This is a genomic window from Streptomyces sp. NPDC046335, assembly GCF_055587985.1.
Genome location: NZ_JBVJFF010000036.1, coordinates 1 through 10,587, shown reverse-complemented (window position 1 = coordinate 10,587; position 10,587 = coordinate 1). Strand labels below are relative to the sequence as shown.

Below are 10,587 nucleotides of genomic sequence, written 5' to 3'. Positions count from 1 at the left end.
ACAGGCAGCAGAGTGCCGAACCCTGAACCTCAGCACATCACGAACTCTGCACGTTCATCCGTACGCAGCCATGCACGTTCACGTGTACGCCGACACCTGGGCAGCGCCTTCGTAGGTGGTGGAGAAGGGGAACTCATCGCACTGCTTGGTTTGGCCCTGTGAGTAGCCGGCCCCCCACTTGGCCTTGCACGCCTTGATCGCTTCCTTCCGGTTGTCGTCACGGCGGGCACCGTCGTGATACAAGCGCGTCAGAGGCTCCTTGGCGGTGCGGCCGGGAATGTCCTTCTTGGTGTTGGCCGGTTCGGTTGTCGTCGGCTTGGTGTAGGCGTCCTTGATGTGCTGCGCCGCGAGCCTCTCCTTCGCTCCGGTCTTGGTGCTGAACGGCATCGCCACTGCGTAGGAGAACGAGGCACCGCCGTCAGCGCCGGACAGGTACTTGGCCTTGTCCCAGCGCGGCGCCAGGAAGAACGGCATGCCGTGCAGCGCCCCTGTCATCTTCCAGCCGCCGGTCACCGTCAAGGAGAGCTCGGGCTGGAAGACGGCGAAGACGGCATCGTCGCGGCCGCTTCCCTGTCCGGACGCCACGGTCACATTGTGGGAGAACCCGGGGTCGCTCTGCGCGGCCAGGGCTGCCCAGCTCTGCGTGACAGGCAGGTCGCCCCCCTGACTGACCCGGGCAGCGGCTGGCCACTTCTGCGGCAGCGTCACCTTCGGCGTCAGAAGGAGGCCTTTCGCTCCGGTGGTGCCCGTCGTCTCGAAGGTGTAGTGATGGCGGACGTTCATGGTCCGGCTGCCCGACGCGATCGTGCCCACCGCGAAGAAATTGATCCGACTTTCGCCCGAGGGGCGGTTGTTGACATACCACTTCTGGTTGAGCGAGGCGGCGGAGCAGACCGCGAACCGGGACTTGATGTAGAACTTCTTGTCCTCGCCGATCCCCTTGGCGCACTCCTTGAGAGACATGCTGCGCGCGGGATTGGGATAAGGGGAGACCGCTGCCCGCTGGAGCCCTTCAGGCGGAGCTGCCGGCGGTGCCGTTGCCGACGGTGTGCTGGCCCGCGGTGCGTAGCGGGCGGCGGGACCGACTGTTTCGAGTGCCGCCTGCGGCTGCGTCAGCTCGCGCTGTGAGTGTTGGGCTGTCCGGTTCTCGAGCAACAACGGTGAGTCGTCCAAGGGGCCGATGGTCGATACGACCTCTAACTGCGGTGCCTGCTCGCTGGCTTGCGAGGAAGCCGGAAGGGATATGGACGCCAGAATGACCGCCAGGGCGACCACTGGCCATCTACGCAGGCGTAGGTCATGAAGCGATGTAGTCATGTCTCTCACGAGTCCAGGGCCGATACGCATCGACCGTGATCAAAGTCGCACATCACATGATCATTAGCATCGAAACCGCGTCAATGGACTTTCAGGACAGAAGGGGCTGCCTGCACGCCTCATGCTGCTCCCTGGTGCCGAGGGATCGAGGACGGCGGACACCTGTGGTGGTGTCGTCCGCGTGGAGGTGATGAGCGCCTCGCGGTCGGCGGTCCTGCTGCGGCTCTTTGCCTGAGCGCGTCCCTGTGGGGCTTCGGCCCTGGCTCAGGGTGGCGTGTTCAGCGTAGTGGCGATCGGCGCGGGTGTTGCCCCGGGTGCCTGTCGGGTGGTCATTGGTACTGCCTACGGCGTGAGTTCGACATGGCGGGCGGGACCGTGACAGGACTCGGGTGCTTGTGTGTTGTCCGGGCGGGCACGGCTCTTTCCCGCCCGTGGGGCCGGAAGTCGGGCCTGGACAGCAGCGACCGGGAGGAAAGATTCCGGGGCACGATGAAGGCCCGGACGCCTGGTCCGGGCCTTGCGCTGTCGAAGTTCCTCTGAGGGGGTCGATTGGACTTAAGGGAGTCGGTTGCCTTCCGTCTGTTCGTGCTCTCTTCGGGTGCGGTTGGCGGCCCAGTCCGGATCGCGTACGGGTGCCGGCACCCGCGTCTCGGTGGCCGGGGCGCGCATCACGCGCCAGCTGGTGCGCGGCGCGGTGGCGGCGTGGACCGGGACGACGACGGCCGACGGTGAAGCTGCTCCGGCCCTATGGCCCGGTGAAGTGGGCCTGATCGGCTGTCCGCTGCCACAGGCGCAGCCACCCGAACAAAAAGATGGCGGCGTGGAGAACGTCGTGTACTACACGCAGTCACTTCCGGTCGGAGATGAGCAGATGTGAACGCGAACGAAAATCGCCCGGCGGAGCAGGCCGGACGCACCGGCTTCTGGCATGGCGGTCAGGTGCTGACCTGCGTGCGGTCGTATCTCGCGCCGGTGGTACGCCGTGCGGGCTGGCGGGGGTGAGGGTGCGGATGCGCACGCGTGTGTGATGTGAGTCACGTGCTGGTTACGGGGGTGCAGGTCACGCGCTGTGAGTACCGACGGGTGATCACGCTGCGCTAAGAAGATGGTCCGCTGAGTTAACAACCGGCGTGTGCGCAGCGGTTTGGTGGGTGAAAGAGCATCCGCTCGCCCGGCCCGTCAATGCTGCGGCCGAGCCACCGACTTGGCAGGAAAAGGAGTGTCCGTGGGGCACCTCAGCATCAGGCGGGCCGACCGGCCCCGCCCCGGCCGGCCGCCCGCGGTCCGGCCCGCCGTCTCCGGCAGGCGCGGCCTGTGTCCGGGCGCGTCCGCGACCCGGCCCGGGCACCGCTCCTGCCCGCCGTCCCGCGCCCCGCGGGCCGCCGCGGCCTCATGTGTGCCCTCACCGTCGGCGCTGCTGCGCTCGCTGCAGGCCCGCTGTGACGACTGTCCCGGTCCGCGCGGAGCCGCCCGCGCCGCCCGCGCGGCAGCGGCAGGACCGCGCAGTCAGGGGGCCCGGTGAGCGACTTTCCCGAGCAGGACTTCCCGCTGGCCCAGCCGGCCCAGGACGAGGACTTCGTCCGCTTCTTCGCCCAGCACAAGGACGAGTTCCTGCGCGCGGCCATCAGCTGGACCCGCTGTCTGGAGGATGCCGACGAGATCCTCATGAACGCCGCGGTGAACATGTGCCGTAAATGGCCCCGTATCAAAGTCCACAACAACCCCATAGCCCTGGCCCGCACCATGCTGAAGGCCGCACGCGCCGATTTCTACCGCCAGCAGGCCCGCCGTGTCCCGGAGGTCTCCTTCGCCGACCTCGCCTACGCCGAACCCGTCACCGTCGACGACCTGCTCGCCCTGCGCGGCTACGACCGCCTCGAGCAGGCGCTCCACCAGCTGCAGACCCGCGCTCCCCAGCAGGCCGAGTGCGTCCGCCTGCGCTACACCGAGGACCTCACAACCGCCGAGGTCGCCGCCCGCCTGCACACCAGCGAAGGAGCCGTCCGCACCAACCTCTGCAAGGGCCTCAAAAACCTCAAACACTTCATGGACCTCCCCAGCACGGGGAAAGGGGATTCCTGATGACCGACCGTCCGCTGCGCAGCACCACCACGCAGCAGCCCCACCCGGACACCACCACCGGCGATGACGCCACCCCCACACCCGCCCACGAGCCCGCGCCCGCATCCGGTTCCGGACGAGGGCCCGGCCGCCCCGCCCACGACCCGCCGGACGAGGTGCCCCCCGGCGACGGCTGCACCGAGGTCATCGACGCCCTCAAGGCCGAGGCACGCGCTGTCACCGACATGGTCAGCACTCACGACACTCACGACTTCCTGCGCCGCCTGGCCGTCCGCGTCGCCGAACAAGCCGCCCGCCCCCCACGCATCCAGCGCGAAACCACCCCCGCCCCGCCCCGCACCGCCGAGACCCTGGCACCGGCAGCCACCCCCTCTGCCTACACCCTGCGCCCCCCCGGCACCGCACGCCCCCTCACCCGTCGCACCCGGCGCCGCCGCCCCACCCCGATCGTCACCCACGACCCCGCCGCTCATCCCCAGGTCGTGCGCGCCTACTTGCGCTTGACCTGCGAAACGGTGCTGCGCAGCGACGACGTCGACCACATGCTGTTCTTCGACAGCGACTACAACCAGGCCGGTGCCCGCACCTTCGCCTGCCTGCTGTACTGCATCGACCGCACCGAAAGCGCCCTGTTCTGGTGGGCCTTCGCCGCCGGCGTCGGCGACCCGCTCGCCGCCCACCTCCTGGCCGTCTACCACGCCCTCGACGACACCCACACCCAAGCCCTTGCCCGGGCCCGCGCCTGGCGGGCCTTCGCCCGACTGCTGCACTACCACCCCGACCACCACCTGCCCCGCCCCGTCCAAGGCGAGCCCCGCATCGCCGAAGGCCTCGCCCGCCCCGTCCCCTGGAAAGCAGAGATCCGCGACTTCATGATGCGCGACCCCGCCGAACTCACCCGCTAAACGCACACCCTCTAACCCTGCCCAGCCGGTCCGCGCACCGGCCCGGCACCACCGCACAGCACCGCCCACCCGCTGACCCAGCCGCACTCCTTCTTTCCCGCCCCATCACACCGCTGCGGCCACGCGGGCCTCACCCATGCCCAGACCAGGAGCACCCGATGACCACACGCCCCGAAAACCCCACCGAGGAGCCCTTCGCCGCCCACACCGGACCAGGCGGCCACCCGCCCACCAGCGCGCCACGCGCCCGGACCACCCGCCGACGGCTGTACCAGCTTCGCCGCACCGCCGCGGCCCACGCCTTCCGGGGACTTTGCTACGGCCTGGGCACCGCCGCGGCCGGCCTGCTCGGCTACTGGATTCAGCAGCACTACATGTGAGAACTCGTCCTTGGACCTGTACGTTGCCGGCAAACCTCTGGCATGAGCACGTGCACGCCGTTAGCGTCGTTCGCATGCAGTGCTTCGCTTCCTGGCGTACTCGCCACTGAGGGTCGGCCCGCCGCCACGACATGCCGCGAGCGGGCCACAGCCGCCCTCGTCTCCCCCTCCTCAGTGAGAGGCACACTCATGCCTATTCGCGAGTTCGTTCAGAGCGACCTGGCACGTTTGACGCAGCTGACCATCGAAACCTTCCAGGCGTTCTACGAAGAGTCGCTCCGCCCCTTGGTGGGCGACGCCGTCTTCGGCATTCAGCACGGCACCTGGCGCGAGGACTACCGTCGGCAGGTTCCTGGCCTGCACGACCCGCAGCAGAACAGGTACGTAGCGGTTGCAGAGACCGGCAGCGTCATCGTCGGCTACATCGGCTGGCAGGCAGATCCTCTCCGCGGGCACGGCAGGGTCGAGATCCTCGCCGTCGCAGCAGACCACCGTCGCGATCGGGTCGGCACCGCGCTGTGCCGGCACGCATTCACTGAACTGCGCGGTCTCGGCGCGAAGATGGTCGAGATCGGCACAGGCGGTGACGCGTTCCACGCGCCAGCCCGCGGCCTCTACGAGAGCCTCGGCTGCGTCAAGCTGCCCACGGCCGTGTACTTCCGCCACCTCTGACCAGTCCAGGGGGCCGCATGCCTGCGGCCCCCAGCACAGGCACCCACCCCGCCTACCGCACAGGCCACATGCCGGCCGCCGTATCTGCCGTGACGTTTACCCAGTACGACTCATCCACCCGCACGAGTGACGCGCCACCCAACTCCCCGCCACGTCCCCGGCCAGGCGGCTAATACCGACGCATGACCTTTACCACGCTGCGCGGCATCATCGCCTCCGCGCTCCTGGCCCTGCCCGTTGCCGCCGCCGCGCCCGCCCACGCCGCGCCGACCGCACCCGAGCCGCACCGCCTGTCTCTGGCCGAGGCCGTCGACGTACTGCCGCGCGCCGCGGAAGTCCGCGCGGGATACGAGCGCACCAAGTTCAAGCACTGGACCGACGCCGACCACGACCGCTGCAACACCCGCGCCGAGGTCCTCATCGACGAATCCCGCACCGAGCCCGCCATCGAAGAGCCCTGCAAGGTGACCGCGGGAACCTGGTTCTCCTACTACGACGGCAAGACCGTCACCCACCCCAAGGACCTGGACATCGACCACATGGTGCCTCTGGCCGAGTCCTGGGACTCGGGCGCGTCGCAGTGGAGTGCGGCCCGACGCCAGGCGTACGCCAACGACCTCGAGGCCGAGCGCAGCCTCATCGCGGTCACCGCCAAGAGCAACCGCTCCAAGGCTGATCAGGACCCCGCACAGTGGCTGCCGCCGCTGGCGGACGCCTACTGCACCTACACCGCCGACTGGCTGGCGACCAAGCTCCGCTGGGGCCTGACTGCGGACAAGGCCGAAGTTGCCGCGCTGGACAAGCTGTCCGAGGGGTGCGGCCAGCAGGAAGTGCAGTACGTGCCGGTGCCTGAGGACGCCAACGGCGCCTGACCTGCCGCCGACGTGGCCATCGTAAGAACCGGGACACCGGTGCCAGCCATCTGATCATCCCCTCCCTCCTCTGCGCCGCGTCCGTCGTGGGGGACCGGCTTGGGCATACCGGGGGCGGCTGACCAGACCCGTCTGCTCTCCGCGGTCCAGCGGTGGGACAAAGCGAGAGGATCAACTCATGCCCAAGAAAGTCGACCGTGTCCCGGGTACCGACAAGTTCCTGACGCTCGATGAGATCGCCGAGTTCCTCGCCGATGCCAAGGCGGCCGGCGCGGTGGGCAGCGACATCCCGCACGGCCGCTTGTCGCTGGGCGGGAAGCTGCAGCGGCTCGTGATCACTGTTCCCGTCGCCAGGTAGCGCACCCGGCCGCGGTGCTGCATATACCCCACTGAGCTGGTTCCAACCTGACTTTGACGTCCGTTAGTTGGGCAGCTCCGCAAACGAGGAAGCTTCTGGTAGGAGGTGTCACGACCAAGGTCCACCGCGCCCTGCCGGAAGCTTCGTATGCCTGAGTCCCCGTCGGCGATCGATCTGTCCACTGCGCAACTGCGCCACCTGAGCCGCGAACTCGCGGCGCGGCGCCGGGAGATCGGCGCCCGGTGGCGGCGGTTGACTGCAGGACGCGCCAGGCCCTGCTCACCCTCGCCCACCTGCGGTGCGGTGATACCTACGCGCAGCTTGCGGCCGGGTGCGGCATCGGGATTGCGACCGTCTACCGCTACCGCGAAGCGATCGAGGTCCTGGCCGCGCAGGCCCCGACGCTCGACGAGGCGATAGCGACGGCCCGCACGAAGGCGTACGTGATCCTGGACGGCACGGTGCCGGCGATTGACCGGATCACAGCCGACCGGCCCTACTTCTCCGGCAAGAAGCGGCACCATGGCATAAAGGCCCAGGCGTCGGGGTGCGGCGGAGATCGCGGCGTGGACGGACGACACAAGACGCTGATCTGAGTCGGCCTCCCAATGGGCTGGTTCATGCAGCCGTCGCCCGGGGGACGCGGGGATCGTAGAAGGTGCCGTCGCGGAGCATGGCGAACAGGACGCTGATGCGTTGGCGGGCGAGGCGGAGGAGGGCCTGGGTATGGGTCTTCCCGCGGGCTCGCTGGCGGTCGTAGTAGGTGCGGGATGCGGGGTCGGCGTTCATGTAGGCGAAGGCGGACCGGAACATGGCCCGTTTGAGCTGCCGGTTTCCGCCTCGGGGCGCGTGTTCGCCGTGGATCGAGGTCCCGGACGACTTCGTGGCGGGGGCGAGGCCGGCGTAGGAGGCGAGGTGGGCGGCGGTGGGAAAGCCGGTGCCGTCGCCGACGGTGACCAGCAGAACGACGGCGGTCCTGACGCCGACGCCGGGCATCGACGTCAGGACCTGGGAAAGAGGGTGGGCCTCCAGCAGGGTGGTGATCTGGGCTTCCAGGGCCCGGCGCTGTTCGTGGACGGCGGCCAGCGAGCGGGCCAGGGACGGGATCACGATGTCCAGAGTGCCGGTCCCGGGCACGACGACGGTCTGCTCGTCGAGGGCGTCGAAGACGTCGTCGATCAGCCGGGCGGCCATGCGCGTGGCCTTGGGGCGGATGGCCTCGACGAGTCTGCGGCGGCCCGCTTTGCGCAGGGCGGCCGGGGAGCCGTGACGCTCCAGGAGCCAGGTGACGGCCTGGTGATCGAGGCGGGGGCCCAGGACACGCTCCAAGCTGGGGTGGAACTGGGTGAGCAGACCGCGTATCCGGTTGGAGGTGCGGGTGGCCTCGGCCGCGAGGTCCTGGTCGAAGCCGACGAGCACGGTGAGCTCGGCGGCGATCTCGTCGGTGAGTTCCAGCGAGCGCAGGGTGTGCGGCATGGTGCGGGCCGCGTCCGCGATCACGGCCGCGGCCTTGGCGTCGGTTTTGGCCTCGCCCGGGTAGAGGTCGGCGATCCGGCGCATCGCCAGTCCGGGCAGGTAGGCGACCTTGCAGCCGGCGTCCCGGGCGACCGTGAGCGGGAGGGCGCCGATCGAAACAGGCTGGTCCACGATCACCAGCACGGTGCCGAACTTCGCGATCAGTTTGTCGAAGACGGCCCGCAGCTTCGGCTCACTGTTGGGCATGGCCTTGTCGAAGACCTTCTTGCCGGCCTGGGTAGGTCCGTGCCCGTGGTAGGCGCTCCTGCCCACGTCCATGCCAAGGAAGACGCCCACGTTGCCGGTGTCGAACATCGAACCCTTCCAAGAGAAATTGTCAAGACCTGTGGATGGGAGCCGCGCCGACCCAGCGGTGGTAGGCGTCTACGTCGACGTTGCTGCCGCACACGATGGTGACGACGTGTCGGCCGACGAAGCGGTCACGGTCCTCGAGGATCGCCGCGATGCCGAGCGCGGCCGAAGGTTCGACGACGAGGCCGGCGTGGTCGAGGAGCATCCGCATACCGGCGGTGATCGATGCTTCCTGGACCAGGACGGCGTCGTCAGCAACCAGGAGGAGATCGTTCAGGACGGCCGGGATGGGACGCCGGCCGGCGACGCCGTCAGCGATGGTGTTGGTCGAGTCGGTGGTGACGACACGTCGTTGGCGCCACGAGTGTGTCAGTGCTGGTGCACCCAGCGGCTGGACGCAGATCACCTCGACTTCGGGTGCCAATGCCTTCACCACATGACCCACGCCGGTGGCCAGCGCCCCGCCGCCGAGAGCGATCAGGACGGTGTCGAACGACGGTGCGATGTCCACCAGTTCCAGGCCGATGGTCGCCGCGCCCTCGCAGGTCTCGATGTCCAGGCTGTCTTCGACCAGCCTGATGCTGTCGTACCGTGCGATGGCCGCTGCCCGCTCGCGAGCCATCTCGTGGTCGCCGTCCACCAGCTCCAACCCGGCGTCCAATGCGCGGATGCGATCAAGCTTGGCCCGAGTCGCAAAGCGGGATGCCACAACTGTGACGTCGAGCCCCCGGCCCCGACCGGACCACGCGAGGGCTTGGCCAAGGTTGCCGGCGCTCGCGCACACCGCGGCTCGCGACGCACTGTCGGCCAGCAGGCTCGCGACTACCTCGGTGCCGCGGGCCTTGAAGCTGCGGACCGGGTTCGCCGTTTCGAGCTTGATGCTCACCGTGCACCCGAGGCCCGGCTCCAACGCCTCACAGCGGTACAGCGGAGTGTCGAGAAAGACCGGGTCGATTACCCGGCGAGCCGCCCGGATCCGAGCAGTGTCGCGACGCGTCTCCTGCACGACACAGCAGCTTAGCGCCACCGGCGCTGGTTTATGAGCAACTGTCAGGAGCCGTAAGTCGGTTGATGTGTGTCACGCTGCGGCGGGTTCCTCGGGGCGTTCGACGAGGTGACCGCTCTCGAAGCGGGCGCCGTTGCGGACGAGGCGAAGCGGTGAGGTGCGGTGATCGCGCGCCAGCGGGCCTGGGCGGACTCGACGAGCTTGAACACCATCGCCAGAGCCGCGGCCGGCCTGCCTGCCCCGCGGGTGACCTTGGTCCTCAACTTCACGGTGCTGAGAGTGCTCTCGATGGGATTTGTCGTGCGCAGGTGCACCCAGTGCTCGGCGGGGAAGCCGTAGAACGCGAGGAGCTCGTCGGTCTCGTCGGTGACCTTCTTGGTCGCTTTCAGCCACTTCGCTCCGTAGGCGCGCTCGCCGGGCGCTGGGCGACGTGTCCAGCGTCGGGGATCAGCGAGGCGGCCTCCGCGTTCGCGCCGCGAAAGAATTGAGATGCACTGTTCGGCTCTGCTGCAGACCGACCGAGCTTGTGAGGTCTATCGCTCCCACGCTTTTAGATCGTTTATAGAAAGGCGACTGGCGGAGTCCGATCAGCTGGTGGCCCGGTGGAAGAGCGAACCGGTGACGACGCGGCTCCTCGCTGCTGTTCTCGTCACGGATGCTGACAACGGCAGACTCCTAATCCTGCGGCGTAGCAGCCGAGGCTTGAGCGCCCCCAGCAGGACTCGAACCTGCGGCCAAGCGCTTAGAAGGCACGTGCTCTATCCACTGAGCTACGGGGGCTGACCTGCGCAAACGCAGCTTCTGGGCGCTGTCCCCCGGGGTGTGGGGGACACATGGGGGAATCGCGGATTCCCGGTGACCAGGGGACGCGAGCGCTCCTCGATCAGGCCGTACGTAGGGTCTCACATTATCTTCACGCCTCCGAAGCCCCTCGTGGAAACAATCCCGCACCTTACCGGCGTTGTGAATCTCCTGGCCGAGGAGGGGAAGGTGTCGGGCTTGAAGCTGTTCCACACGACGACTAGGGCCTGTCTGACAAATGATTACCCCGTGGACTCGCGGAGCCAGAGGACCAAGGAAGCCAGGACTACTCCGGCACGGTAGCGGTCGCCGAGCTTGTCGAACCGGGTCGCGATCGCGCGGAACTGCTTGAGGCGGGCGAAGCATC

Annotated in this window: 10 protein-coding genes, 1 tRNA gene and 3 pseudogenes; 8 read left to right on the top strand and 6 right to left on the bottom strand. The window is 68.4% G+C overall.

Annotated elements, in window-relative coordinates:
• Window positions 1–78: 78 nt before the first annotated feature.
• Window positions 79–1,173: a hypothetical protein gene (locus tag ACZ6JY_RS40595; protein WP_469204611.1), complete on the bottom strand. Its 1,095-nt coding sequence runs from the start codon at window positions 1,171–1,173 to the stop codon at window positions 79–81.
• A gap of 796 nt (window positions 1,174–1,969) precedes the next feature.
• Here ACZ6JY_RS40595 and ACZ6JY_RS40590 point away from each other — a divergent pair.
• The 8 genes and pseudogenes from ACZ6JY_RS40590 to ACZ6JY_RS40555 all read left to right on the top strand — a co-directional run.
• Entirely contained in the window at window positions 1,970–2,194 is a 225-nt protein-coding gene (locus tag ACZ6JY_RS40590; RefSeq protein WP_469204610.1) for a hypothetical protein, read from the top strand.
• 641 nt (window positions 2,195–2,835) lie between these two features.
• Window positions 2,836–3,399 (top strand): RNA polymerase sigma factor, encoded by a 564-nt coding sequence (locus ACZ6JY_RS40585; protein WP_469204609.1) that lies wholly within the window; start codon window positions 2,836–2,838, stop codon window positions 3,397–3,399.
• Window positions 3,399–4,304: a hypothetical protein gene (locus ACZ6JY_RS40580; protein WP_469204607.1), complete on the top strand. Its 906-nt coding sequence runs from the start codon at window positions 3,399–3,401 to the stop codon at window positions 4,302–4,304. Before ACZ6JY_RS40585 ends, ACZ6JY_RS40580 begins: the two co-directional genes overlap by 1 nt.
• A gap of 158 nt (window positions 4,305–4,462) precedes the next feature.
• Complete coding sequence (locus ACZ6JY_RS40575; RefSeq protein WP_469204605.1) at window positions 4,463–4,684, top strand: hypothetical protein; 222 nt, start codon at window positions 4,463–4,465, stop codon at window positions 4,682–4,684.
• A 189-nt stretch (window positions 4,685–4,873) separates the two neighbouring features.
• On the top strand, window positions 4,874–5,356 hold the full coding sequence (locus ACZ6JY_RS40570; protein WP_469204603.1) for a GNAT family N-acetyltransferase: 483 nt from the start codon (window positions 4,874–4,876) through the stop codon (window positions 5,354–5,356).
• A gap of 182 nt (window positions 5,357–5,538) precedes the next feature.
• Window positions 5,539–6,228 (top strand): HNH endonuclease family protein, encoded by a 690-nt coding sequence (locus ACZ6JY_RS40565; protein WP_469204601.1) that lies wholly within the window; start codon window positions 5,539–5,541, stop codon window positions 6,226–6,228.
• A gap of 178 nt (window positions 6,229–6,406) precedes the next feature.
• Window positions 6,407–6,586 (top strand): hypothetical protein, encoded by a 180-nt coding sequence (locus tag ACZ6JY_RS40560; RefSeq protein WP_469204599.1) that lies wholly within the window; start codon window positions 6,407–6,409, stop codon window positions 6,584–6,586.
• A gap of 147 nt (window positions 6,587–6,733) precedes the next feature.
• A pseudogene (locus tag ACZ6JY_RS40555) lies at window positions 6,734–7,125 on the top strand (transposase family protein); the annotation flags it as partial.
• Window positions 7,126–7,204: 79 nt separating this feature from the next.
• Here ACZ6JY_RS40555 and ACZ6JY_RS40550 read toward each other — a convergent pair.
• The 5 genes and pseudogenes from ACZ6JY_RS40550 to ACZ6JY_RS40530 all read right to left on the bottom strand — a co-directional run.
• The gene (locus tag ACZ6JY_RS40550; RefSeq protein WP_469204597.1) at window positions 7,205–8,416 is read right to left on the bottom strand and encodes an IS110 family RNA-guided transposase; all 1,212 of its coding nucleotides are present in this window, start codon (window positions 8,414–8,416) and stop codon (window positions 7,205–7,207) included.
• 22 nt (window positions 8,417–8,438) lie between these two features.
• Window positions 8,439–9,419: a threonine ammonia-lyase gene (locus tag ACZ6JY_RS40545; protein WP_469204595.1), complete on the bottom strand. Its 981-nt coding sequence runs from the start codon at window positions 9,417–9,419 to the stop codon at window positions 8,439–8,441.
• Between the two features lie 72 nt (window positions 9,420–9,491).
• A pseudogene (locus ACZ6JY_RS40540) lies at window positions 9,492–9,832 on the bottom strand (transposase); the annotation flags it as partial.
• Between the two features lie 294 nt (window positions 9,833–10,126).
• A tRNA-Arg gene (locus tag ACZ6JY_RS40535) sits at window positions 10,127–10,199 on the bottom strand.
• 241 nt (window positions 10,200–10,440) lie between these two features.
• Window positions 10,441–10,587, bottom strand: a pseudogene (locus tag ACZ6JY_RS40530) (IS5/IS1182 family transposase); the annotation flags it as partial.